Source organism: Nonomuraea insulae, from assembly GCF_042656245.1.
On sequence record NZ_JBHSPA010000093.1, the window covers coordinates 44,776 to 69,001 of the forward strand.

Consider the following 24,226-nt stretch of genomic DNA (forward strand, 5'->3'; position numbering starts at 1 on the left):
CCCAACATGCCCGAAAGGCCAGCTCACGTCCTTACTTTCGTCAGGGGCCCGCAGCCCGCGCCCTCCAACGACGACCTGGCCGCAGCTCTGTCCTCCCTGGACCAGCTCGCCGGGCTGTCTCCCGGGCCACGGCACTCGGACTTTCGGTTCGGCACCGCAGCGTGACATTGATCTACGTACGGATGATCGCCTGCTCCAGAAGGCCCTGCAGGACGCGCTGCTGCTCGGTGCTCAAGCCTCCCAGCGGTGAGTCCTGGGAGAGGAGCAGCAGCAGTCGCTCTCGCAGCGCGTCGCCGTCCGCCGTGAGGACCAGGTGCCTGGTGCGACGATCGGTGGGGTGGGCGCGGCGCTCGATCAGGCCCTGTTTTTGAAGCTTGTCGACGACGAAGGTGGCGTTGGAGGGCTCGCAGCTCATCCGCTCGGCCAGTTCTCCCATGGTCATCAATCCGGACATCTCGCGCAGCGCTGTCGCCTGGGCCGCGGTGAGGCCCAGGACGACAGCGCGCTCGCGCAGGTGATCAGCGATTTGGTGGGCCAACCCGTGCACAAGACCGCACAGTTGCCGCTCGGCCAGGGCCTGCGGCTGTGAAGGCGTCGTCATGGCCGCCATCCTAGCCAATCCATCAAGCCTAAATATTTACAGCTTGAACATTTATGACTTGATGCTTATGCTCGACCCGTCGCCGCCCCCGGCAGGCGGCTATGACCGAACGTGCTGAAGGAGAAATGAACCATGACGACCCCTGTGCGTGAGCAGGAGCAGCGACTGCGGCGACCGGCGGGCATCCGCTCACTGCGACTCGGCGCGACGAAGGTCTCCTACGTGCCGGACGGTGCCATCCAGGGCAAGCCGCTACGCTGGCTGCCCGACACCACCGAGGAGGTCTGGACCACCCATCCGGAGTACCTGGATGACTCCGGCCATCTGGTGGCGAGCATCGGTGGCCTGCTGGTGGAGCACGGCGACCGGGCGCTGCTGATCGACGCCGGGTTCGGCCCGCAGTCGCAGCCGGCCACACCGGGCAATCCGAACGGTGCCATTCACAGTGGCGCACTGCTGGACAGCCTGGCCGAGCTCGGCCGCAAGCCCGAGGAGATCGAGGCAGTGGCCTTCACCCACCTGCATTCCGACCACCTCGGCTGGGCCTGGCAACCCGCCCCGGGCAGTGACCGGCTCGCGTTCGCGCATGCCGACTACCTGGTGTCCGAGTTGGAGTGGGCTCAGCGAGACGCGCTGCAGGAGGTCGCCAGCCTGGCACCGCGCGTGCGTACGGTGACGGATGGCGAGGAGGTCTTCCCCGGCGTGCGGATGCGAACCGCCGCCGGCCACACGCCCGGACATGCCGAGTACGTCATCACCGCAGGCGAACAGCGGCTGATCGCCTTCGGCGACGCCCTGCACTCTCCGATCCAGGTCGAGCACCCCGAATGGTCCTGCGTCTACGACCACGACCCCGTCCAGGCCGCCGACCATCGCCGCCGTCTCGTCGCCGAGTTGGCAGAGCCCGACACGATCGGCTTCGGTATCCACTTCGCTGACGTGGTGTTCGGGCAGGTCCGACGAGACAGCGACGGCCCCACCTGGCACGCCCTCTGAACGCCGGCTCCAGTTTGCCATCCGGTGACCATCACCACTTCCGGCGTTCGGCGCCCGCATGCGGACCCGCGAGGGTATGAAGATCGCCAAGGCCAAGGGGCCCGCTGCGCGACAAGACTCCCAAGCTGAGCGTGAAGCAGAAAGCGCACCTCGTCGCCCTACACAAGGCCGGCGAACACACCAGCGCCGAGTTGACCGAGTTGTTCGGTGTGGCCCGCTCGACGGTCTACCGCGCGATCGAGCGTGCTGCGGCCGCGACGCCGGGACCGGCACGCCGAGTCCGCCGAGGGCGGACTTGCCGGTGCCCGACGGATCCGTCACTCGGCCGCTGGCCGATGTCGCCTCCGCGCCTCGGAGGCATCCCCGTGTGCAAGCGAGGGCCATCGGTCCGCGGCCCACTCCGGCCAGCCCAGCCACCCCGGTGGCGGACCGGGGATGTCGCCGCCGCCGAGTTCGGCGGCATCCGGTGCCTGGAACTGCTTCCGCCATGTGTCGATGTCCGCCTCGCTCATCGGAAATGTCGTGTGCGGTGCGGTTGCCTGGCGGTGTGCGATCCGGGCGCGTTGGACGTCCTTGTCGATGGGCAGGTAGATGACTTGGCAGGCTGCCCCGGCCGATGTTGCCAGCCAGCGCAGCGCCGACCGTTCGTCGCGGCTCCAGAGCCCGAAGTCGAGCACGACGTTGGTGCCCAGTCGCAGCGCTCGCAGGGCCAGTGCGATGAGCCGTCCTTCCAGGATGTCGCGCTTGCCATCGGGCTGCGACCCGTCGAACAGGGAGATCATCCACTCGTCCGGGGTCAGCCGCAGCGCGAGGTGCGCCACGGCGAGTTCTTCGGCCCGGGTGCTCTTTCCAGCACCGGGGAGCCCGACCATCAGGAAAAGCTTGGCAGGTTCGGCCTGCACGTCATGGTCCGGCTTCGCTTTCGCGGTGGTTGCGGCCGGCTTGTCGGCGACGGCGAGAAATGCCTCGGACGCGCGAGGGAAAGGATCTTGGTGCGTTGGATGGAACTGCTGCGACATGGACTTGCTCCCCGGATCACGCAGGACGATCCGGCAGCACAGCGAGACACGCGAGTGGGCTGCCGGCGGGACACTGATCCGGCGGTACGCCCTGGCACTGACCCCAGCGGGGCAGGCAATGAGGCCGCGGTTTACGGCAACCGCGATACCGCCGCTAAGCGGCGGCTCGGATGTTCATAGCGGCGAAGCAACCCATGCCTCCACCATAACCGACAGCACCAGCATGGTCGTCGACCGCGGCCGCGATCAGTGACCGTTCAGTCCTGCCGCTGCCGATCCGTGAGGAGATCGGGCATTTCCCCTTGAACGAGGACACCTCGGAGGCCCTGGTGCGGGGTCGTGGCAGGGCGAGGACTGTGCCCGGCGCTGTTCACGTCAGGCCCCGGAATAGGGTCAGTAGCGCAGGTCCGCCAGAACGCCGTAATGGTCAGACGCGACCACCCCACCGACAGGCTCATCACCGATCACCTCACAGCGCACCGGATGGCCGGCCCCGCCCCGGCGCGGCCAGGCGGACAGCACGTGGTCGATCCTGCGGTCCGGCCACAGCGCCGGCGCCGCCCACGGGTTGGCCGCGGCCCAGGTGTGCCCGCCGCCCTGGCCGTTGCCGGCGGCCGTCCAAGCGTCATAGAACACCAGGCCGGGCGCGGCCGGGACGGACTTACCGGTCAGCATGCGCAGCTCGTCGCTGTCGGGGTCGGCGTTGAAGTCGCCGCACAGCACCGTCGGGTGCCGGCGCCGCTGCGTCTCGGCGATGAAGGCGGCCACCTCGCGTACCTGCTGCTGGCGCTCGCCGCTGTGCTCCAGCCGCCAGGTCAGCCCCACCACGTAAACCTGGATGACGCCGCGCGGGCCGTCGATCCTGGCATGCAGCACCCCGCCGCCGGCGTCTTTCTCGCCCGTGAGCTTGCGCGACTCGTGCGCGCCGATCGGCCAGCGCGACAGGACGGCCAGGCCGGAGCGCGCACCGTTGACCTCAGAGTCGCCCTCGAACACGTGGTACGGCAGGCCGAGCCGTGCTCCCTGTTCATCCCACGCCTCCACCAGCCCCACCACGTCAGGGTCGTGCCGCTCCAGGGTGGCGCGGATGGCGGCCTCGCGATGCTCCCACGGACCGTACCTGCCCCACACGTTCCAGGTGATGAGCCGGAACGTCGTTGGGATGAGCGGCCCATAGGGTTCGGCGATGTCGTAGGTCATCCGTCTGCTCCTGCTCGGTTTCAGCCCGCGGCGAAGATCCCATCTTCTGGGGAGTTGTCTCCTGGCGTACAGCACTGTCCGGCGAGAGCTGCAGTTGGGGCTCATCACGCAAAGTCCCGTCCACGAAACGAGCAGCCCCGACCCCGCACTGACCGGCGCCGGTTCCGGGATGGGCCTGACCGGCCTCGACCGCCGGGTCGCCCTGCTCGGCGGCACCTTCAGCGCGGAAACGACGGACGGGGAGGCTTCACGGTCACCGCGAGCATCCCCGCCTCCGCCACGTAGAACACCTCCAGTCACGACCGTCTCCCCTCGCAGGAGCTGGTCGCTCCGTTGCCCGGGGGACCTCGGCATCGGTCGGTGTCCTTTCTCGTCGAGGTGAGCCTCCACCGGCACGGCCCCCAGCATCTTCGTCCTGATCGACGAAGGGTTCACGCGGCACGTCCGAGGAGCGCCGCACGCCGTCCCGGGACTCTTCCGCGGTCTATCCCAGGCCCGTCATCAGGCCGTCGGAGCGAGGTGGACGGACGTGGGGCGGGTGGCGGCGTCGTAGGCCGCGCGGGCGCCGGTGGCTCCCATGCCGCTGTCGCCGGCCGGCTCGTAGAGCCGCTCGGGGCCGCCGCCCTGCCACTGGTTCACCCACACCACGCCGGCGGGGATGCGCCGCGCCGCCACCATGTGCTCCGGGTCGCTGGTGTAGACGGTGGCGGCCAGGCCGTAGCGCGTGGCGGCCGCCCGCTCCAGCCCCTCCTCGAAGGAGGAGACGACGGCGACGGGGGCGAGGGGGCCGAAGGTCTCCTCGGTCATGACGAGCATGGAGTCGTCCACGCCGGTCAGCACGGTGGCGGGGTAGAAGAAGCCCTTGCCCTCGGGCACGACGCCGCCGGTGCGGACGGTCGCGCCGCGCTCGACCGCGTCGGTGACGTGCCGGACGACGATGTCCCGCTGCCGCTGGTCCACCAGCGGCCCCAGGACGTCGCCGGTGTAGCCCGCGGCGGCCGCCACCAGGGCGTCGATGAAGGCGTCCGCGACGTCGCGGTGCACGTAGATCCGCTCCATGGAGGTGCAGATCTGGCCAGAGTTGGCGAACGCCCCGAAAGCGACGGCGGCGGCGGTCGCGGCGGGGTCGACGCCCGCGTCCACGATCACCGGGTCCTTGCCGCCGAGTTCGAGGATCGCGCGGTGCAGCCGGCCGCCGCTCTCCGCGCCGACCCGGCGGCCGGCCTCGATCGAGCCGGTGAAGTGCACGAGCCCGATCCGCTCGTCGGCGACCAGCGGCGCGCCGGCGCGCGAGTCGCCCAGCACCAGGTTGACCACGCCGTCCGGCAGGTCCATGAGCTCCAGCAGCCGCACCGCCGACATGGGGGAGCGCTCCGAGGGCTTGAGCACGACGGTGTTCCCGGCGGCCAGCAGCGGGCCGATCGCCCCCAGGGCCATGGGGATGGGGAAGTTCCACGGCACGATGACCACCGCCACGCCGACGGGGCTGCGCACGATCGTGGTGCCGCCGCCGTCCGGGCCCGCGATGCTCTCCTCGAACGGGTAGTCCAGGGCCTCGGCGGCGGCGCCCTTGAGCCCCATCGCCGCGCCGCCGATGAAGGCGCTGCCGAGGGCGACGGGCTTGCCCATCTCGGCGCACTCGACTTCCGCCAGCTCCCCGGCGTGCGCGGCGATCGTGTCCGCCCAGCGGCCGATCAGGTTCACGCGCTCGGCGACCGGCAGCGCGGCCCAGGCCGGAGCGGCCTTCGCGGCCGCGTCCACGGCCAGGCGGGCGTCCTGCGCCGAGCCGCTGGGGCAGCGGGCGACGACCTCCTCGGTCGCCGGGTTGATCACCTCGTGGAAGGTGTCACCCCGGGAGTCCGCCCAGATGCCGCCGATCAGGTTCCGCAGGGTCTTCACAGGGATGATGCTCCTTAGAGGCGGTCGGCCATGAGCTCGCCGACCATGATCGAGGCCAGGTTGGTGTTGGCGCGGGGGACGGACGGGAAGATCGACGCGTCGACCACGCGCAGCCCCTCCACCCCGAGGACGCGGCACGACGGGTCGACCACGGTGGCGGCGTCGCCGGGTGCGCCCATCCGGCAGGTGCTGGTGCCGTGCTGGGCATCCATGGCGGTGGCGAGGAGGTAGTCGTCGAGCCGGGCGTCGTCGTCCAGCACGGCGAACAGGCGGCTGTTGCGGGCCTCGACGCTGCCCTCGATGATCTCCGTGGCCTCGGGGGAGCGGGCCAGCCCGACCAGCGCCCGTACACCGTCGCGCAGTCGCGCCAGGTCGCGGGCGTCCGACAACATGCGCTCCCTGACCTCGGGCTGGGCCTGCGGGTCGGCGGACGTCAGCCTCAGCACGCCGCGCGAGAAGCTCTGGTTCAGCCACACGCCGAACCCGCCCGACGGCAGGCTCGTGTCGGCGGACTCCATGGACAGCACGTTCTGGTTCAGCGAGACGAACATCATGTCGAGCGGCAGGGCGCCGGAGCCGCTGGTGTAGCGGACGCAGACGTTCGTGTGGCGGTCGTCGGGCGTCTTGACGGCGGCCTCGGCGGTCAACGGCAGCTCGACGACGATCATCGGATGGTCCTGCATGCCCAGGCCGACGGGCAGGTCCCCGTGCACCGTGATGCCCAGGCGGCGCAGGTCGGCAGCCGGGCCGATGCCCGACCGCAGCAGGATCGCCGGAGAGTGGATCACCCCGGCGCTGAGCACGATCTCATCGGCGTACTCGGTCACCGCCACCCCGTCCTGGATCACCCGGACGCCGACCGCCCGATCACCGGCGAAGACGACCTGGTCGACCAGGGCGTCACCGCGGATGATGAGACCGGCCAGGGACCGGGCCGGTTCGAGGTAGCCGTCGTTGACCGTGACCCGGCGGCCGGCGCGTGAGTTGATCGGGTAGGGAGACACGCCGCTCGCCTGGGGCGCGTTCACGTCCGGGGCCCACGGGTGCCCGGCGGCCAGCGCGGCGGCGGCCAGCCCGGCGTCCGCCCCGCCCCACTGCTCCCGCGGCGTCCGGTGGATCGGGGTCGGCCCGCCACGCCCGTGGTAGGACTCCTCGCCGTACTGCTCGTCGTCCTCCAGCCTGGCGAAGTAGGGCAGCACGTCGGCGGCCGACCAGCCGGCGCAGCCGGCCGCGGCCCAGTCGTCGAAGTCCTCCATCGGCGGGCGGATGGCGATCTGCCCGTTGATCGCCGAACTGCCGCCCACTCCGCGCCCTCGCCAGTAGGGAGCCTGCGGCTGCTCGTCGGTGCGGGAGGAGGTGACGCCCATCCAGACCAGGCCGTCGACGGCGGTGGGGTCGAGCAGCGCGCGGACCGGGTTCGGCGAGCGCCACGCCTCGTGCATCGCGGCCGAGCGGTAGTCGGGCCCGGCCTCCAGCAGAAGGACGCGTTTGCCGCGCTCGGCGGACCGGGCCGCCAGTGCCGCGCCGGCGGAACCTGCTCCCACGATGATGATGTCCCAGCCCGTGTCTGTCACGGCGAACCTCCAGCGATTCGGCTCAAGGGGAGCGCGGCTCCGGAACCACCCGGACCGCCTGTTAGCCGGTAGACTGCCGCCTGGCAGAAAGTTCAGTCAATAGTGAACTTTCAAATTTTTCTGAGAGTTGGGAGCCGGTGGTGTCCAACGCGGTCGGCGATGCGAATCCCCTGATCGACGATTTCGGCCTGTACATCGGCCGCGCGATGGGCTGGCCGCCGATGGCCGGGCGGGCAGCCGGCGTCCTCATGCTCAGCGAGAGCCCCATGACAATGGCAGAACTGCAGGACGTCCTGAACGCGAGCAAGGGCTCGCTGTCGGAGACCACCCGCCTGCTGGTGGTCAGCGGCACCGTGCGCCGCTTCAAGGAACCGGGCTCCCGGCAGTACGTCTACGAGTGGCGCGACGACGCCTGGGCCGGCTGCCTGCAGCACCAACTGGAGCAGACGACCGACCTGCTGACCCTGGCCGAGAACGCACGGGCGCGCTCGGACGGCCTTCCCGAGCGGCAGCGCGCCCGCCTCACCGAGATGCACGAGTACTACACGTTCATGGTGCGGCGGCTCGAGGCACTGCTGGCGGAGTACGAGGCGCGCTGATCAGTCAGGGGTCTGCGCACGAGATGTCGGCCGTGCAGAGCGCGATGATCAGCGACGACGGTCGTCCCGGCCTGCGGAGCGGGTATCTGACTGTGAATACCACCACCGTCGATACCAGAAGCGATACAGCCATGAAACAGCCCGCGCCGATCAGCGGAGAAGACGTCGATCAGGAGCAGCAGAACATCCGGTACGAGCTCGCGATCCTTGCCTTTCGCCTGCTCGATGCCGAGAAAGCGGCTGCCGGAGTTGAACCCTGGGTGAACAGCCCTGACGCGTACGGAAAGCTCCTTGGCTGCTGGCAAACGGAGAACGGCCCGCTGGGGCGCCTGATCGTGCTGCGTGGCTTCGCCGACGACGCGGAGCTACTGCGGGAGCGGATGCGAGCGCGTGCCAGTGACCGGCCGTTCGGCGCCGGTGATCATCTGACCGATCTGACGACGCAGAGTTTCGTTCCGTTCCCGTTCGTCCCGCCGGTGCAAACGGGACAGTTCGGGCCGGCGTACGAGATCCGCGACTATCACCTTCGGCCTGGCGGCCTTCCCGCGACGATGGCGGGCTGGCGAAAGGCCTTGCCGGCACGGCACCGCATCGATCCGTTGACGGTGGTGATGTACGCACTGGACGGTCCCGATCGTGTTCTCCAGATCTGGCCGTTTCACAGCCTTGACGAGCGGGTCGCCATCCGCAGGGACCTGTATGCGTCGGGGCAGTGGCCACCGCCGGGCGGGCCCGAGCAGATCCTCGAAGCCACCTCGGTGATCGCCTGGCCGACGCAGTTCTCTCCGCTCACCTGAGGACGCCGGCCGCTGAACCGGCATTGCGCACCTGAGCCGGTCGCTCTGTCCATGGGCCAGCCCCGCCCGGCTCCGGCCTCGTCCCGGTCCAGGACTGGCACATAGGTGCGGGCGGTGCCGGTCTTCCCCTGCTGAACGGCATGCCGTGGCTGCGTGCGGACGGCGGGCCGGGCTGCTCAGAGCTTGATGCTCGAGATGACCTTGCCGAGCTCCGGGACCAGGGGCGCGGAAGTCAGCACCGTGACGACGACGCCCGGACGCTCGACCCAGCCGGCGTAACGGCCCGTGCCCAGCGCGCCGTCGGCCTCCTGGGTGAGCACCTTGCGTCCGCCGAGCTTGGCGACCTTCGTGTCGCCGGAGAAGACGCCCAGGTCGAAGGGGGCGTTCTTCAGCTGCGCGAGCTTCTTCGCCGCAGGCCAGCACATCACCCGCACCCACAGCAGCCGCCGCTTGCTGTCCACGTCACTGCGGTTGTCGGTCCACTGGTAGCCGTACTCGGTGAGGCCGTCGTGCTTGTTGACGACGACGCCTCCACTGGTGAAGCCCTTGGGGAGGTGGCCGACACGCACTCCCTTGATCGCGGTCGCGCCCCTGGGGGGCGTATCGGTCTTCGAGTTGTACGACCGCTTCGCCTCCGACTTCGCCGGCGTGGGGCAGCCGGGGCGCTCGGCGGCCTGGGCGGGGAACGCGATCAGGGTCGCGGCGATCGGGAGCGCGGAGAGGGCGGCAAGCTGCTTCATTCTGTTCATGATCGGGTTGGATGCGGCTTCTGTGAGAAAAGTTCGGCGATCCTTGAGCTTGAAAGCCTCGTCGGTCAAGCGTGGATGATTCCGCCAGGGACGTGGAGATCTTGGTGCTGCGTCGTGAGGTCGCCGTGCTACAGCCATCGTCGCTGCCGCTGGCCGGCGGAGTGCGGGCATTGAGGTCACTACCTTAAATAGGCGGGACGCATATCCTATTTTCGGCGGGAGCGTCGCAGCTTTTCGCCGAAACGAGCAATATGTGTGACAAAAAATGCCACTTGCACATTGGGCAACGATGCGCATTTCTCGGAGAAAGATGCTCAGTAATGATGAGCCATGATGTTCCTCCCAACATCGATTGGACAGGAGCGCCGATGAGAAGACTGCTGACCGCCATCGTCGTCGCGGCGGCCGCCGTCATGTGTCTTTCTCCCTCCCCGGCAGGAGCATCGACGCAGATGCTCGGCCCCAGCTCGAACGTCTGCTCAAACGCCCCCATCCCCACCGGGTCGATGCCGACGGCCTACTTCGACTGGTACCAATGTGGCCAGCCCGGCACCATCTACTACAACGCGAAAACCGTCAAGGTCATCAGCGACACCTCCGCCGGTGGCACGGTTACTACCTGCATCACGCCTCCGCCCCCGGCCGGGTTCTACGCCACGGCGCTGTCCTACTCCTACAACTGTGAAATCAGCAAGACCCCCAACGGCGTCCTCAATAACCAGCAGGCCCTCACCAACATCAACGGTCTGCCCTCCGGCCGTACACTGATCATCTGTGGCGTCCAGTCGGCGCCGTCCGGCTGGACCGTCGTCGCCGTGGTCCAGACCTACCTGTGCGTGTACGCCCGAGGCGGCGGGGTCGGCGACAACGCCGTATCGATCCGCAAACTCTGAGCCCGGCGGTCACCGAGCCTGACATCCCAGCCGAGGGGGGTGTCAGGCTCTGAGAAGCGGCGCCCAGGGGGCCGCATGACCACAGTCGTCCACCCGCGCGCACCTCGCTGCACACCGGCGGCCCTCTCTGGCCTTGGAGCTCCGTGGCCTCACCCTGGTCGGCACGTTCGTGCCCGCGTTCGACATGGCCGGCTTCTCCCTGACGCTCACCCGTCTGCGGCCGGAGTGGAAGGCATGGTGGGCCGCTCCCACGATCACCCCGGCCTTCCCGCGCGCACGAGAAGCCGGGGACCAGCCCGGCCGCCTGGGCCGCGGGTCTGGCCGCCATCCAGCGGGTCGGCGAAGCCGAGGTAGGCGACCGTACCCTCGTCGACGCCCTGACTCCCGCGGCCGCGGGAGCCCCCACAGGGTCTGAATATGTCTCTACTCAATGAGTATACTCATCGAGTATAGTAACGATATGTCAGTCTCACTCACGCTGCTCGGCCTCATCGAGGAGAACGCTCGCCACGGTTACGACCTGAAGCAGTCCTACGACCGCCGGTTCGGCGACGCCAAGCCGATCCGGTTCGGCCAGATCTACCGCGTCCTGGCCCAGTTGGTACGCGATGGACGGGCCGAGGTCGTCGGTGTGGAGCCGGGCGCGGGGCCGGACCGTAAGCGATATGCGATCACCCCGGAGGGTGTGGCCGATCTGGACCGCTGGCTGGCCGAGCCCGAGGACCCGCAGCCCCAGCTCCAGAACGTGCTGTTCACCAAGGTCGTGCTGGCGCTGATCTCCGGTCGTTCGGCCGAGCAGTTCCTCGACGCCCAGCGGGAGCGTCACATGGCCGGCATGCGTGAGCTGACCAGGCTGCGGCGCGAGGAGAGCGAGACGCACGCCGCGCTCCTGGCCGACTACCAGCTGTTTCACATCGAGGCCGACCTGCGCTGGATCGATCACGCGGCCGGACGGCTGGCCTCACTTGCCGCGGAGGTGCGGTGATGACGGACGTGCTGGCCTGCCACGACCTGCACAAGAGCTTCGGCCTGACCCACGCGTTGCGTGGCGCCAGTCTCTCGGTGAACGCCGGGGAGGTGCTGGCGGTCATGGGTCCCAGCGGATCCGGCAAGTCGACGCTGTTGCAGTGTCTGGCGGGCATTCTCACTCCTGACACCGGTGCGGTGACTCTGGACGGGATGCGGGTTGACCTGCTGGGTGACCACCGGCGTACCCGGTTGCGGCGGATGATCTTCGGTTTCGTCTTCCAGTTCGGGCAACTGGTGTCCGAGCTGCCGGTGGCGGAGAACATCGCGCTTCCCTTGATGCTGGCCGGGGGCCGCCGCAGGGCCGCGCTCTCGGCCGCCCGGGACTGGCTGCCGCGGCTCGGTCTGGAGGGGCTCCACGACCGGCTGCCCGGTGACCTGTCGGGAGGGCAGGCGCAGCGGGTGGCGATCGCCCGGGCGCTGATCGCCGGTCCCCGGGTGCTGTTCGCCGACGAGCCGACCGGAGCGCTGGACTCCGTGGCGGCCGACCAGGTCATGGAGGTGCTGATGGACGAGGTACGCGCCCAGGGCACCTGCGTGCTCATGGTGACCCACGAACCGCGGGTCGCGGCCTACGCCGATCGCACGGTCACCGTCCGAGACGGACGAGTCGTCCACCCCGCGAGAGGCCGGGAGGCCGTGTTATGAGCATGCTGCTCGGATTGAGGATGGCGCTGGCCGGCGGGCGGAGGAGTCTGCCCGGGCTGGTGCTGACGGCCGCCGGTGTCGCCGCCGGGGTCGTCCTGCTCCTTCTCGGGCTGGCCGGCCAGTCCGCGCTTCAAGGGCGGCTGGAACGGTCGGCGTGGCAGGACACGGAGGCCTCGACCGAGGCGACGGCGCCCGACCCGGCGTTGTGGCTCGCGGTCAGCGATCATTACGCGGGCAGGGCGCTGCACCGCGTCCACGTGGCGGCGCTCGGGCCGCGTCCCCCTGTCCCGCCAGGGCTGGACCGGCTGCCTTCGCCAGGCGAGGTCGCCGTCTCACCCGCGATGCGCGACCTGCTCGCGGCCACACCGGACGATCAACTCGACGACCGTGTCCCCGGCCGGGTGACCACGATCATCGGTGACGCCGGGCTCCGCCATCCGGACCACCTCGTGGCGGTCATAGGCCATACGCCCGAGGAATTGCGCCGGCTCGGCGGAGCCCAGGTGGTGCACGGGATAGAGACGCGGTCGCTCGACATCATCGAGTTCCTCGAAGCCGGCCTCATCATGGCGACGATCCTCATGCTCTTCCCGATCCTGATCTTCATGGTCATGGTCGCCAGGCTCTCCGCGGCCCGCCACGAACGACGCCTCGCCACCTTGCGCATGGTCGGGGCGACCAGGCTGCAGACCGCGGCGATGACGGCGGCGGAAACGGGGCTGGGCGCCGTGGCGGGCACGATCGCCGGATTGCTGGGCTACCTGGCGGTGCGGCCGATCCTGGCGGACATCGTGGCGTACGGGGGGTATCAAGGAGGTCGCTTCTTCCCCGCCGACCTTGTCGTGCCGCCTGCTCAAGTGATCGTCATCGTTGCAGGGGTGCCGGTGATGGCGACTATCACCGCGGTCCTCTCGCTGCGCCGGGTGCGGATCACCCCGCTGAGCGCCGTCCGCGGCGTGCCCCGCAGGCCGCCCACGGCCTGGCGGGCGCTGCCGGTGGTGGTGTGCGTGGCCGGGTTCGCCGTCGACGCCGTCGTCCTGCGCGGCCGGCCCGACCTCATGGCGGCGAACGACTGGGTCGTCAACGTCCTGCTGCTGTGCAGCCTGATCAGCGCTGTCGTGCTCGGACCGTGGGCGTGCCTGGTCGTCGGCCGAACCATGGTCCGGTACGCCCGGCGTGCCACGACTCTCATCGCGGCCCGGCGCATCGCGGGTGACCCGCGGGCGGCCAACCGGTCGGTCGGCGGTGTCGCACTGGCCGTGTTCGTGACGACGTTGCTGGTCGGTTTCTTCGGTATCGGTCCGGCCGGCGCGACGCCCGGTGTGTCGTCCGACCTACGGCTGCGCCCCGGCACGGTGGAGATCTACGCGGGTGGCCGGCCCGCCACCGTGCTGGCACCGCTGATGTCCAGCGGAGTGATCGTGGCACGTACAGCGCCCGGCGGGGGTGTCGCTGTGGCCTGTGCCGAACTGACCCGGGTCGTTCGCGTGGCCTGCCCGCTGCCGCCGGAGCTGGGCGCGGAACTCCAGATGCCCGACACCGCCGCCATGGGGATGTGGGCCTCGCGCGGGGCGGTGGTCGAGCCCGGCCCCGATGCCGCGGACCTGCCGGTGCACGCCTTGTACGTGCGGACCGACGGCAGCGTCGCCGCCGAGGAACGCATCCGGACGCAGGCGTCGTCCCTGCTGCCGCGGGCGATCGTCAGCACCAGCCGTGACATCTTCCGTCAGACCGTCGAATTTCGCATTTTCTCCGATATAGGCACCGGGATGCGCGTCGTCATGCTCTTCGTCCTGCTGATGGCGGGCTGTAGCCTGACGATCTCTCTCATCGGCGGGCTGGCCGAACGGCGCCGCCCCTTCACGCTGCTCCGCGCCGCCGGGCTCGGCCTCGGCGAACTGCGCCGCATCGCGCTGCTGGAGACGGCCGTGCCCCTGGTGTGCACGGTGCTCGTGGCGGTCGGGCTGGCGTCGGTGCCTCCCGCGGCGATCGCGATCATCGTGGCACAGCCGTACGCGGCGCCCGGCTGGGATTTCGCCGCGCTCCTCGGCGGCGGCGTGCTGGCGGCGCTGGCCATGACGACGCTGACCTTGCCCCTGATCGACCACACCACCAGACACGACGCCGTCCGCTTCGAGTAGGACCTAGATCTTGTACGGCCGTCTCGCTCCGTCCGGTCAGTTCCCGTGGACGGGGTTCTTCGCCACGCGCTTCTCCGACACCAGCAGGCGTACCGCACCTTGCCGGTGAGGCTCGGCGGCCCAGACGACCCAGTGGCCGCCCACTGTGGCGGACTGTTCCCGGGGACTCATCGAGAAGCCGTTCCCGTCGGGGTGGGGTTTGATGATCTGGAATGTCACCTCCAGGCCGCGCCTGCGCGTCTCGGTGAGGACCTCGGCGACCGTGCGGCCGTTCGGGTCGTAGCCCTCAAGAGACTCACCCTTCTTCCTGGCGTCCGCGTTGTTCTGGTACGTCTCTCCCGGTTTGGCCGGGCGGCCCAGACTGATCGTGCCCTTGCCGCTGAAGCCCTTGGTGATGGTGACGGTCAGGGCGCAGCCGGGGCGGCCATAGGTGCAACCTTCCGGCTCCAGGTTCCCTCCGATGCGGTCTTTCTCGGTGGTGCCGTCGAAGCCGAGCCGGAAGACGTGGCCGACCCGCGTGGGGGACGCGGGCTGCAGGTTCAGGGTGACGTTCAGGCCCAGCGCCTTGAATCCTTCGGTGTAGAGGTCGTGGTCGGCGAACGGGTTCTTGATCGTGGCCACGTACTCCTCTCCGCGCAGTTCGATGTCGATGGCGGAGTTGGCGTAGGCGGTGGGGCGGGAGTCCTGACCGATCAGTGTGGGGCCCAGGACGGCCGCCGTGGTGAACACGGCGGCGGCGAGCAGGCCGGCGAACACGGGACGGCGGCGGCGCCCGCGCTCGGTGGCGGGAACGGTGGCCAGAGCGTTCAGGAGACGGTCTTCCTGGGCGGTCAGGGCGTCCGGCGTGGGCGGGGGCACGTCGGAGCGGAGGCGTTCGAGCTCGGTCATCTCATTCATGGACGGGTTCCCTCGCTGATGATGGTCATGGGATTGGCTCCTCCGAGCTCTTTGCGCAACTTCTCTCGAGCCCGGTTGATCCGCGAACGCACGGTTCCGAGGCGTACGTCCAGTGCCTGCGCGACCTCCGGATAGGTGAGGCCGGCCCAGGCGACGAGGAGCAGCGCGTCACGGTGACCTTTGGGCAACGTCGCCAGCGCACCTGCCAGGCTGCGGCGGGAGGCCTCGGCGCTGATCCGGTCGTCGCTGCGGTCTGTGAAGGGAGCTGTCACCGGGTCGGTGCCCGTTCGTTCCAGGACGCGTAGCTGGTGCACCTCCGTACGCACGTGGCGGCCGATCAGATTGGTGGCGATGCCGTACAACCACGGGCGGGCGTTCGGGCGGGACCGGTCGTAGAGCTCGCGCTGCCGAAACGCCGTCAGGAACGTCTCCGCCACCACGTCATCAGCGGCGTCCACCCCGAGCCTTCTGGTGACGTACCGGGTGATGTCGGACGCGTGCCGACGGAAGACCTCGGCGAAGGCTTCTGGTTCGCGCAAGGAGCGTTCGATATGGAAGGCGTCATCGCCCTCCGCCCGGCTCGTGTCGCTCATGTTGTGGGCCTTTCGGCGAAAGATCAGGACAGCAGTTGTTGCCAAGTCGGAGGCAAGCGGTTCCCGAGTCTCCAACGGCGCCGCCTGTCCGGGACCTGCGGGGACGGGTCACGTCGATGGCCGTCACCGCCCGAGACGGCGCGCGAGCACTTCGTCGTAGGTAAACGAGGGCGGGTTTCAAGCGGACACTTGGCTCAGATGGTGACAAAGGTTCGCTAGTTTATCCGGGTGACCTCCTATCGCCCTACCGTCCCCGCCGACCGCGACCGCGTGACCGCGTGGATCGTGACCGAGCCCGTCGGCTGGATCGCCGCCGACCGTTACCTCGCCGATCTGGCCGAAGACATGTACCGGCCGGAATGGACGTGGATCGCCGAAGTTGACGACCGCGTCGTGGGGCGGGCGCTGTGGTGGGGGCCGAGGGGCAGCGCGCACCCGGTCGCGCTCGACTGCCTCGACGTGGATCCCGCCATGGGCGACCGCGCCGCCATCGCCGCCGAGCTGATCGGGGCCGCGCTGGCCGGATTCCCGCAGCCGGTGCAGTACGCGATCAAGGCGGCCGGCGGCTGGCGCGACGATCCGGCCACCTCGACGGCCGTGGGATGGCGGCGGGCGGCGGCACACGCGGCGGGCCTGACCCGGGAAGTGGAGCGGCTGCAGTACGAGTGGACACCCGCCGACGGGGTGCCCCCGGCGACCGGTGTGCTGCGGTTCGCCGAGGCGTCCGACGAGGAGTTCCTGGCGGTGTTCACGAGAATCGCCGAGGGCAGCCTGGATGCCCAGACCCGTGCGAACCTGGCGGCCAAGGGCGTGGAGGCGACCGCGCGCGAAGAGCTGGACTTCTATCTCAGGGCGCCGGGCAAGCGGGAGTGGTGGCGGATCGCCTATACGCACGAGGGCGAGGTGGCGGGCATGGCGATCCCCTCGGCGACGCCGTACAACGTGAACGTCGGGTATCTCGGGGTGGTCCCGGAATTGCGGGGGCGCGGGTACGTGGACGAGGTGCTCGCCGAGATCACCCGCATCCACGCGGCCAACGGAGAGCTACGCGTCACCGCCACCACCGACGTGGGCAACGCGCCGATGGCGGCCGCGTTCGGGCGCGCCGGATACCGCAACACGGAGATCCGGATCAACCTCTCCAACGACCTCCAGGACTGAGCGGGCGTTTCGTTCTGCCTGGTCCCGGGTCGCCGGTGAGTAACCGCTCCGGCGGACCGGTCCTGTTACCTTTTCCCGCCGGCGCTCGTCATAGGTGCGACGACCGAATACGAACGGTCGTCACACCAACGAGTGAATCGAGAACGGGATGCTGACCGACATCATGTACGTGACGATCTACGTCACCGATCAGGACCGCGCGCTGGAGTTCTACACCGGGGGACTCGGCCTGGAGAAGCGGATCGACTTCTCGGGGCCCGACGGACGGTTCCTCACCGTCGGCGTTCCCGACAGCCCGGTGCAGATCCTCCTGTGGTCGCACGCGGCGGCCGCGGGACAGCCGGGCGACGTGGGGCGGCAGGGCGCGCCCGGCCCGCTGATCCTCGAATCCGACGATCTGCGCAAGGATTTCGAGATCCTGCGCCGGCGCGGCGTCACCTTCGAAGAGTCCGAGCCCGTGGACTATCCGTTCGGGGTCCGCATCGAGGCGGTGGACCCGGACGGCAACCGGGTCTCGCTCCGCCAGCAGCGGAAGCCGTGACCGCCCACCCGTCCGGCCTGGTGACCGAGGCGTTCGAGGCCCAGCGCGATCGGCTGCGCGCCCTCGCGTACCGCGTGCTGGGCTCGCACGCCGACGCCGAGGACGTGGTCCAGGAAGCCTGGATGCGCCTCGTCCGCCAGGACGAGGCGAGCATCGGCAACCTGGCGGGCTGGCTGACCACCGTGGTCGGCCGAATCAGCCTGGACCTCCTGAGATCCCGCCAAGCCCACCCCGAGACCGCCTACGGGCACGAGTTCGCGGACCTCGTGGTAACGCCCGCCGACGACCCCGCGCCGGACGAGCAGGTGGCGCTGGCCGATTCGGTCGGCCTCGCCCTGCTCGTCGTGCTCGACTCGCTCACCCCGGGCGAGCGCCTGGCGTTCGTCCTGCACGACATGTTCGCGGTCCCGTTCCATGAAATCGGCCAGATCCTGGGCAAATCCGCCGCCGCCACCAAGATGATCGCCAGCCGCGCCCGCCGCAAGGTCCAAGCCACGGACCGGCCGGCGGGCCCCGGTCGCGAGCACCAGGAGGTCGTCCAGGCGTTCCGCGCCGCCGCCCTCGGCGGCGACTTCGAAGCGCTCCTGCGTGTCCTCGACCCGGACGTGAAGCTGACCGTCGACACCCCCGGCGGCATGGTCGTCACCCTCGGCGCCACCGAGGTCGCCGCCGGCGCCCGCATGTTCTCCGGCGAGATCGCCCGCCACCGGCCCGTGCTGGTCAACGGCATCCCCGGCCAGATGTCCTGGCGTCCCGACGGAACCCCTCTCTCCGTCATCGCCTTCACCGTCATCCAAGGCCGGATCACCGGTATCCACATCGTCGTCGACCCGGCCAAACTCGCCTCGATCCAGTTGCCCGACCCGGCCTGAGCCGGTGTCGTCAGGGAGAGGGCGGAATCGACCGCGCAAGAGCACCGCTGGTTTGACCTTGACGCTGCGTCAACTTCTAGCATCGGGGCCATGTCGATCACAGTTCTTGACACCTACTCCGCCATGAGGCGGATCCTGCTGGCCCCGGTCGCGGACCGCGTTGACCTGCTGCGTTCGATGCTGGAGGCCAACAGGGGCATGTATCGCTACAGCCCCGGCGAGGTCGACCTGGTCGCCGTGCACCTCGAGACGTCCGGGTTCCCCATCGACCGCGACGAGGAGCGTTGCCTCGACGCGCTCGAAACCCTGGCGGCGGCCGGGGCCTGGGAGCGGATGCGACGCGCGCTCGACGACGCTCTCGCCGTACTGCTGGAGGCGACGCCGGGACTGGAGGCCCCGGACATCACCGTGCTGTTCGTCCTCGGCGATCCGGGTGACGAACACTTCATGGGTCCCTGCAAAGGATTGACCGGGTTCGGCGGCATCTCGGGCCACATCGCCATCACGTTCTGGCCCTTCCCCGAGAACGTGGAGCGGCTGGAGGCCACCGCCGTGCACGAACTGCACCACAATCTGCGGTGGGGCCCGGGCGGGGTGGTGTGGGACCCGATGACCGTCACGGTCGGCGAGCACATCGTCGGCGAGGGCCTGGCCGACGCCTTCGCCCGCCAGCTCTATGGCGACGAGCTCGGCCCCGCCCGCATCGGCGTGCCGCACCTGCACGACGACGAGGTCTTCGGCAAGGTGCTCACGGGGCTCGACGTGACAGGCATGCAGAACTTCACCGCCTGGGTGCACGGCGACCCCAGCGCCGAGCGCTTCGGCCTCACCCCGGTGGGACTGCCGATGGGCGCCGGGTACGCCGCGGGCAACCGGCTGGTCGACACCTACCTGGCGGTGACCGGGCAGACGGCGGCGCAGGCCCTGCACGCCGCAAGCTCGGAGATCATCGCGACCACGCTCCGCCACGGGTGAAACTGGAAGGATGGAGTGGACGATCCAGGAACTCGCGACCAGGGCCGGCATCACCAGCCGCACCCTGCGTCACTACGACCGCGTCGGGCTCCTGGCCCCGTCCCGGGTCGGCGCGAACGGATACCGCTACTACAACGCCGTCGCGGTCGCCCGGCTCCAGCGGATCCTGCTCATGCGCCGGCTCGGGATGAGCTTGCCGGCCATCGCCGAGGTCCTGGCCGACGAGGTGGACACGGGCGACGGGCTCCGTGCCCACATCGCCGAACTGGAAGAGGAACGGGACCGCATCGAACGGCAGATCCAATCCGTACGCCACACGCTCGAGGCGCTGCAGGCGGGGGCGGAACCACGGATGGACGTCATGCTGGCGGGATTCAACGACCTCTACAAGGACGAGGTGATCTCACGCTGGGGCGAGCGCGCGTTCCAGGTGAGCAACGACTGGTGGCACGGCAAGACCCTTGACCAGCAGCTTGCCTGGAAGCGGGACGTCGAGGACCTCGTCGCCGCATGGGTCGCCGCGGCGAAGGCCGGGGTGTCCCCGACGTCGGGACACGCTCAGTCACTGGCTGCCCGGCACGTCCAGTGGCTGAGCCGGATCCCGGGCACCCCCACGGCCGAGGGCGACCGGGAATGCTCGATCGAGATGGTGAAAGGCATGGGGGACATGTACGTCGACGACCCCCGCTTCGCCGGCATGTACGACGACGCCGCGGGGGCGACGTTCGTCCGCGACGCACTGCAAGCGTACGCGCGGACCCGGATGTAGCCCGGAATTGTATTCTGCGATGCGATTTCCCCAGGGGATAATCGCCCCCAAAGGTGACTGGCCCGAGGTTCTCCATTGACGCTCCAGGAGTGCAAGAACAGCCCGTCACCCGACGCCGCTCCCGCCACCGGACGTCGTTCTCCATCGCCCGGGTCTTCAACGACGTCGACCAGAACATCTTCTCCGAACGGCGGATCACCCAGTGGGGCTTCGTATGGGGCCAGTTCCTCGACCACACGGTGGGCCTGCGCGACGGCGCCGGCCCGACCGCGACCGCGGCGAATCCCGTTCAACGGCGCTGACCCACGCCCCAGCCGGTGGACACACCCTGGCTCCTGTCGTACGCGGGCGCGTCGGGGCCGCACGTCGACAGGACGGTTCCCGCCGCGTACGCGCGGATCTCCGGCGCTCCTGCCGCTCCCGTCGTGGACGACACCCGCTCCTGGTCGAGCACCGGCCAGACGCCAGGAGCCGTCCGCCTCGGTACGGGCCACTACCGGGTGAGCTGGGATGCCGTCGGCAAGTACGGCGGCACCGGCGGCGACGGCTCCTCCTGCCACCTGGGCAACATCGGCGACTACGCGGCTCCGCCCCGGGTGGACGTCGACGTCTGGTGCTACGGACCGGCGGGTCTGCCCGGTGACGCGCCGTTCTCGGTCGTCTACGTGCGCCGTCCCTGAGTGCCGGCCGTGCGGCGTTCCAGTCGCCGTACGCGTCGTCGGCGGCAGGTTGGAGGAGGCGGTGAAGCCTGCATTCGACCAGTGGCCGGGTAGTTCTGCTTCATCACAGATCTCGATGTTGCAGAGTGTCTGTCATGACGGCTTCGCGCATGTTGGAGGCTCTGCCTCGTCGGCGGAGTCTTGGGGGTGGAAACGTGAGGCGGCGGCTCGCAGCCTCAATTGTTTGCGCACTGGTCGCTGCCGCTCTGGCGGCCGTGCAGGTCCTCGCTGCGGATCGCTTGGGCATCAATCGGTGGACGACCAGGCTGGGCCCCTTCGACGAGTACGTCGGCTGGGACCACGCGGTGACCCGTTCCACGTGGTATCCGGCCGCTTCCACGCTGGTCGCCTCCGCGATCACCTACCGTCTGTTCCATCGTGCGTCGTGGTCCTGGCTGTGGCTGCCGGCCGCGGCTTGGCTCGGCTCCTGCCTGATCGCTGCCTCGCTCCTGTACACCCTGGCATCCGCGGCGCCGGAAGAGGGCATCAACTCCAGCCCATCCGAGGTGGCCTGGGCGACGATCATCGGCGGAACGATCGGCCTCGCCGCGGCGATGGCTGCGCTACGGCATCGGGAAGTCGGAATCGGCCTGGTGGCCTATACCCTGTGGATCTCCCTTGTGGAGTTCACCAGACCCTGGTGGTGGGACAGGCCGCCGACCTTCGACCCCATGCTCACGGAAGGCGTGTTGAGCAGCGACACCGGTGAGTACGTGGTGAAGGCGACGTTCATGGAGGCCGGAGGGGTCACCGCCGGGCTGATCGGACCAGTGATGATCAGCGGCATCGTCGCGGCATGGGCGGCAGCGCAGCAGGGCCGGTGGATGAGCGGTGCTCTCGCGGGCGCGGCCGGACCGCTGCTGCTCTGCACCGTCTATTTCACAACCGATCCGGGGTTGGGCGACCAGGAAAGCATTCAGACCACTCTGTGGGGCTACTCCATCTCGGCGCTGCTGATCGGACTGTGCGTCAGCACGATCATCGGCCCCGTCACCCAGATCATCGTGAAGCGGAAGCAGGCTGGTGCTCGTCCAACAGCGCAAAGCTCACGTACCTGAAACCGCCCGTTGTCGCGTCCAACGGGTCCGGGACTGCTCGCGTTCGTCGGTGGTTTGGGCCAGGGCGCCTGGACCGGTGGGAGCGATGGGGAAGCTGCAGGTTCCTCAGTGCTCGTGGGCAATGATCGGAGGGCTTCGTGGATGCCGGCGCGGAGTGTCGGCATCTGCGCGAAGAGAAACCGGCAACTGCCGCCGAACGAACGGTGGTGATGCAGTTGCCGGTTCTCGATTTCGACCAGGGACGCTACGTGCGGAACGGTCCCTGTGCGCAGTCCGGCAGTCCCGGTACGGGGTGGAAGTCATTGCCCCCGGAGATGTGCGTCGCAGGAGCCCAGCCCTAGCCCCAGGGTGTACGGGCGACACGACCGGAGCCCTGCTGGACGGAGGGGTTGTCGCCGCATCGTCGCTGGCAGATGAACCAGTGGCGGCCGGCTGCCAGGCTTCCGGTGGACTGCGCGGTGATCGGTTCCCGGAAGACGAAGGTCGACCGTATCTCAGCAGGGGATCGTCATGCGGGAGACCTTCGTCGAGAGCGGGGGCAGGGCATCCGCCAGATCGACCTTGACCACGGCGGAGGAACTGATCACCACGCCCCGCGGTGTGAACGTAGTCACCGTCCTCTTCTTCCGCAGGGCCTCCAGTTCCTTGGTCGCCTCTGCTGGATCCATGCCCTTCGCCACCATCTGCCGCTTGAGATCGTCGAAATCCTCCTTGGAGAGCGGCGCAGCGGACATGGTGGAGGTCTTGTCTTCGGTCGCCACGTATCGCTCGCCCAGATAGCGGTAGGTCTGCTTGTCGAAGATGAGCTCCGACCGGGTGCCGTCGTTCTCCAACGCGACGGCGATGCCCGCGCGGCCCGCGGCGTCGACCGTGTCCGGTATGAGGGTGATCCCGGGGACCTCAGCGGCGATCTGGTAGAGCGCCGCGGCGAGACCGGGCCGGAACACCGCCGAGCCGAGCAGGGTGCCGACCGCGTTCCACTCGCGGAGCTTCTCCGGTATGGCTGTGTACTTGGCGGCCTCGGCCCGGACCTGCTTGCGCAGGAATGCCACATCGGCCGGCCAGTCGTTCATCCGGACCTCGGTGATGGCGGCCTTGGATCCGGTGGCGCAGGACGACTCATACAGGGAGTCCGCCACGCTCGTGGTCCCGCCCGGAACGGGCCGCTGCGACGGCATCGGCACGCCGGGCACCGGTTCGGTCTTGCCTTTCTGTTCCCGCACGAGCCACTGCTTGGCTCCGTCGGTGGGAACCCACCGCTCCTCGGTGCCGGTGTGGTACGCGCCGGAGGAGCCGACGGCCTGATAGCTCATGACCCGGTTCTCGATGTGGAGGTACTGACCCGGCCCGGGACGCAGGTCCGGCTCGGCCGCGGCCACCTGCGCGGCAGCCTTCAGCAATTGCTGGGCGTTCGCGGGTGGCGCGGCGACGAGGCCCGTGATGCCGTCCGATCCCGGCGAGCCGGCCAGGCCGACCTGGACGATGGTCACCCCGGCGGCCAGTGCCGCGGCCAGGCCGGCGGCCACTCCGACACGCAGGCCGTATCTCCGAAGTGGCGACACCCGCACCGTCGTGGGCGACGGGCCACCGGCGGCCCGTTCCAGCAGGGCAGCGCGGGCGGCGGTGTAGGCGGCGTGCGAGGGGGCGTCGGGTTGCGGGCGGGCAGCGCGCAGCATCTCGATGTCGTCCATGATCAACCGTTCCTTTCGACCATCGTCGGCTCAGCGCCGTTCAGCGAGGCACGCAGGATCTTGCGGGCCCGGTGCAGCCGGGTGCGGACGGCGGCGCCGGTGATGCCGAGCGCCCCGGCCGCCTCCTCCGAGCTCAGCCCGCCCCACGCGACGAGCAGGAGTACCTCCCGGTGGGAACTGGGAATCTTTGCCAGCGCCGCCATCAGGGGCGCCCGGTGCGCTTCCGCGTCGACACGGCCCGCAACCTGGTCGGCGTGGCCGTCGTCGGCCTGTGCGAGAGGTGTCCGGGAAAGCGCCCGATACCACCTGGCCTCCGCGCGGTGATGCCGGGCGATCAGGTTGGCGACGATCCCGTACAGCCAGGGCCGGGCATCTTCACGCGACACGTCGTAGCGGTCGCGTCGGTCGAAGGCGATCAGGAACGTCTCTGCGACTATGTCGTCGGCCAGGCTCGGCCCTAACCGCTGTGCGGCAAAGCCGTGAATCTGGAAGTAGTAGCGGTCGAAGACCGCGGCAAAGCGTTCAGGGTCTCGCCGGGATTGCTCAATGATTGCCGCGTCGCTGACCTCCTCGACCGGAAGCGCCCTGGTCACTGCGGCCATATCCAGATCTTTCGTGTCATTGTCTGCCTTCCGTAGCTTGAACGGTTGCCTTCCTTCACCGATGGACGGACAAGTGTTTCACCGGCCGTCGTGCAGAACATCGAGACGGAAGCCCGAGCCGCGCGGCCATCGCCTCCAAAAAGCCTTGGCGCGTGCCACCGTCGGGATGATGAGGTGGCACGATGACCATCCACGATGAGGCGGCT

At 69.3% G+C, this 24,226-nt stretch carries 25 protein-coding genes and 1 pseudogene; 16 read left to right on the forward strand and 10 right to left on the reverse strand.

From position 1 onward, the window contains the following. Positions 1-172: 172 nt before the first annotated feature. Complete coding sequence (locus ACFPZ3_RS56825; RefSeq protein WP_379522803.1) at positions 173-610, reverse strand: MarR family winged helix-turn-helix transcriptional regulator; 438 nt, start codon at positions 608-610, stop codon at positions 173-175. Between the two features lie 123 nt (positions 611-733). Between ACFPZ3_RS56825 and ACFPZ3_RS56830 the strand changes: the two genes are divergently transcribed. Beyond that, a complete protein-coding gene (locus ACFPZ3_RS56830; protein ID WP_379522804.1) occupies positions 734-1,597 on the forward strand; it encodes an MBL fold metallo-hydrolase in 864 nt (287 codons plus the stop codon). A gap of 317 nt (positions 1,598-1,914) precedes the next feature. Here the strand turns inward: ACFPZ3_RS56830 and ACFPZ3_RS56835 are convergent, their stop codons facing one another. The 4 genes from ACFPZ3_RS56835 to ACFPZ3_RS56850 form a co-directional block, all read right to left on the reverse strand. Beyond that, positions 1,915-2,616: a P-loop nucleotide/nucleoside kinase family protein gene (locus ACFPZ3_RS56835; protein WP_379522805.1), complete on the reverse strand. Its 702-nt coding sequence runs from the start codon at positions 2,614-2,616 to the stop codon at positions 1,915-1,917. Positions 2,617-3,009: 393 nt separating this feature from the next. After that, a complete protein-coding gene (locus ACFPZ3_RS56840) occupies positions 3,010-3,816 on the reverse strand; it encodes an endonuclease/exonuclease/phosphatase family protein (protein ID WP_379522806.1) in 807 nt (268 codons plus the stop codon). Between the two features lie 501 nt (positions 3,817-4,317). Next, complete coding sequence (locus ACFPZ3_RS56845; RefSeq protein WP_379522807.1) at positions 4,318-5,715, reverse strand: aldehyde dehydrogenase family protein; 1,398 nt, start codon at positions 5,713-5,715, stop codon at positions 4,318-4,320. 14 nt (positions 5,716-5,729) lie between these two features. Then, positions 5,730-7,289: a GMC family oxidoreductase gene (locus ACFPZ3_RS56850; protein WP_379522808.1), complete on the reverse strand. Its 1,560-nt coding sequence runs from the start codon at positions 7,287-7,289 to the stop codon at positions 5,730-5,732. Between the two features lie 140 nt (positions 7,290-7,429). Between ACFPZ3_RS56850 and ACFPZ3_RS56855 the strand changes: the two genes are divergently transcribed. Then, positions 7,430-7,888, forward strand: coding sequence for a GbsR/MarR family transcriptional regulator (locus ACFPZ3_RS56855; RefSeq protein ID WP_379522809.1), 459 nt, complete (start codon positions 7,430-7,432; stop codon positions 7,886-7,888). A 44-nt stretch (positions 7,889-7,932) separates the two neighbouring features. After that, complete coding sequence (locus ACFPZ3_RS56860; protein ID WP_379522810.1) at positions 7,933-8,685, forward strand: NIPSNAP family protein; 753 nt, start codon at positions 7,933-7,935, stop codon at positions 8,683-8,685. 176 nt (positions 8,686-8,861) lie between these two features. Here ACFPZ3_RS56860 and ACFPZ3_RS56865 read toward each other — a convergent pair whose 3' ends face one another. Further along, positions 8,862-9,425, reverse strand: a complete 564-nt coding sequence (locus ACFPZ3_RS56865) for a hypothetical protein (RefSeq protein ID WP_379522811.1) — start codon at positions 9,423-9,425, stop codon at positions 8,862-8,864. Between the two features lie 377 nt (positions 9,426-9,802). Between ACFPZ3_RS56865 and ACFPZ3_RS56870 the strand changes: the two genes are divergently transcribed. The 5 genes and pseudogenes from ACFPZ3_RS56870 to ACFPZ3_RS56890 all read left to right on the forward strand — a co-directional run bounded on the left by ACFPZ3_RS56870 (position 9,803) and on the right by ACFPZ3_RS56890 (position 14,142). Then, positions 9,803-10,327, forward strand: a complete 525-nt coding sequence (locus ACFPZ3_RS56870) for a hypothetical protein (RefSeq protein ID WP_379522812.1) — start codon at positions 9,803-9,805, stop codon at positions 10,325-10,327. 308 nt (positions 10,328-10,635) lie between these two features. Then, positions 10,636-10,761, forward strand: a pseudogene (locus ACFPZ3_RS56875) (hypothetical protein); the annotation flags it as partial. 26 nt (positions 10,762-10,787) lie between these two features. Beyond that, entirely contained in the window at positions 10,788-11,312 is a 525-nt protein-coding gene (locus tag ACFPZ3_RS56880) for a PadR family transcriptional regulator (RefSeq protein WP_379522813.1), read from the forward strand. Further along, positions 11,312-12,001 carry an ABC transporter ATP-binding protein gene (locus tag ACFPZ3_RS56885; protein WP_379522814.1) on the forward strand — a complete coding sequence of 230 codons (690 nt, stop codon included), beginning with the start codon at positions 11,312-11,314 and terminating at the stop codon, positions 11,999-12,001. The genes ACFPZ3_RS56880 and ACFPZ3_RS56885 overlap by 1 nt, the downstream gene beginning before the upstream one ends. Next, positions 11,998-14,142 (forward strand): FtsX-like permease family protein, encoded by a 2,145-nt coding sequence (locus ACFPZ3_RS56890; RefSeq protein ID WP_379522815.1) that lies wholly within the window; start codon positions 11,998-12,000, stop codon positions 14,140-14,142. The genes ACFPZ3_RS56885 and ACFPZ3_RS56890 overlap by 4 nt, the downstream gene beginning before the upstream one ends. A 36-nt stretch (positions 14,143-14,178) precedes the next feature. Here ACFPZ3_RS56890 and ACFPZ3_RS56895 read toward each other — a convergent pair whose 3' ends face one another. Further along, the gene (locus tag ACFPZ3_RS56895) at positions 14,179-15,039 is read right to left on the reverse strand and encodes a hypothetical protein (protein ID WP_379522816.1); all 861 of its coding nucleotides are present in this window, start codon (positions 15,037-15,039) and stop codon (positions 14,179-14,181) included. Further along, a complete protein-coding gene (locus tag ACFPZ3_RS56900; protein WP_379522817.1) occupies positions 15,036-15,632 on the reverse strand; it encodes an RNA polymerase sigma factor in 597 nt (198 codons plus the stop codon). Before ACFPZ3_RS56900 ends, ACFPZ3_RS56895 begins: the two co-directional genes overlap by 4 nt. 228 nt (positions 15,633-15,860) lie before the next feature. Here ACFPZ3_RS56900 and ACFPZ3_RS56905 point away from each other — a divergent pair, with 228 nt between their 5' ends. The 8 genes from ACFPZ3_RS56905 (at position 15,861) to ACFPZ3_RS56940 (ending at position 21,727) form a co-directional block, all read left to right on the forward strand. Beyond that, positions 15,861-16,793: a GNAT family N-acetyltransferase gene (locus ACFPZ3_RS56905; RefSeq protein ID WP_379522818.1), complete on the forward strand. Its 933-nt coding sequence runs from the start codon at positions 15,861-15,863 to the stop codon at positions 16,791-16,793. Between the two features lie 148 nt (positions 16,794-16,941). Beyond that, a complete protein-coding gene (locus ACFPZ3_RS56910; protein WP_379522819.1) occupies positions 16,942-17,334 on the forward strand; it encodes a VOC family protein in 393 nt (130 codons plus the stop codon). Then, positions 17,331-18,206, forward strand: coding sequence for a sigma-70 family RNA polymerase sigma factor (locus tag ACFPZ3_RS56915; RefSeq protein ID WP_379522820.1), 876 nt, complete (start codon positions 17,331-17,333; stop codon positions 18,204-18,206). Before ACFPZ3_RS56910 ends, ACFPZ3_RS56915 begins: the two co-directional genes overlap by 4 nt. Before the next feature lie 90 nt (positions 18,207-18,296). Further along, on the forward strand, positions 18,297-19,181 hold the full coding sequence (locus ACFPZ3_RS56920; protein ID WP_379522821.1) for a DUF2268 domain-containing putative Zn-dependent protease: 885 nt from the start codon (positions 18,297-18,299) through the stop codon (positions 19,179-19,181). A gap of 10 nt (positions 19,182-19,191) precedes the next feature. Next, positions 19,192-19,950 (forward strand): MerR family transcriptional regulator, encoded by a 759-nt coding sequence (locus tag ACFPZ3_RS56925; protein ID WP_379522822.1) that lies wholly within the window; start codon positions 19,192-19,194, stop codon positions 19,948-19,950. Positions 19,951-20,039: 89 nt separating this feature from the next. Further along, positions 20,040-20,252 (forward strand): hypothetical protein, encoded by a 213-nt coding sequence (locus ACFPZ3_RS56930; protein WP_379522823.1) that lies wholly within the window; start codon positions 20,040-20,042, stop codon positions 20,250-20,252. Positions 20,253-20,267: 15 nt separating this feature from the next. Beyond that, entirely contained in the window at positions 20,268-20,630 is a 363-nt protein-coding gene (locus tag ACFPZ3_RS56935) for a hypothetical protein (RefSeq protein WP_379522824.1), read from the forward strand. Positions 20,631-20,824: 194 nt separating this feature from the next. Beyond that, positions 20,825-21,727: a hypothetical protein gene (locus ACFPZ3_RS56940; RefSeq protein ID WP_379522825.1), complete on the forward strand. Its 903-nt coding sequence runs from the start codon at positions 20,825-20,827 to the stop codon at positions 21,725-21,727. A 494-nt stretch (positions 21,728-22,221) separates the two neighbouring features. On the opposite strand, the gene ACFPZ3_RS56945 is transcribed toward ACFPZ3_RS56940, so the two are convergent. Together ACFPZ3_RS56945 and ACFPZ3_RS56950 are read right to left on the reverse strand one after the other, a co-directional pair. After that, entirely contained in the window at positions 22,222-23,418 is a 1,197-nt protein-coding gene (locus tag ACFPZ3_RS56945; protein WP_379522826.1) for a CU044_5270 family protein, read from the reverse strand. 2 nt (positions 23,419-23,420) lie between these two features. Continuing rightward, positions 23,421-24,020 carry an RNA polymerase sigma factor gene (locus ACFPZ3_RS56950; protein WP_379522827.1) on the reverse strand — a complete coding sequence of 200 codons (600 nt, stop codon included), beginning with the start codon at positions 24,018-24,020 and terminating at the stop codon, positions 23,421-23,423. Positions 24,021-24,226: the final 206 nt, after the last annotated feature.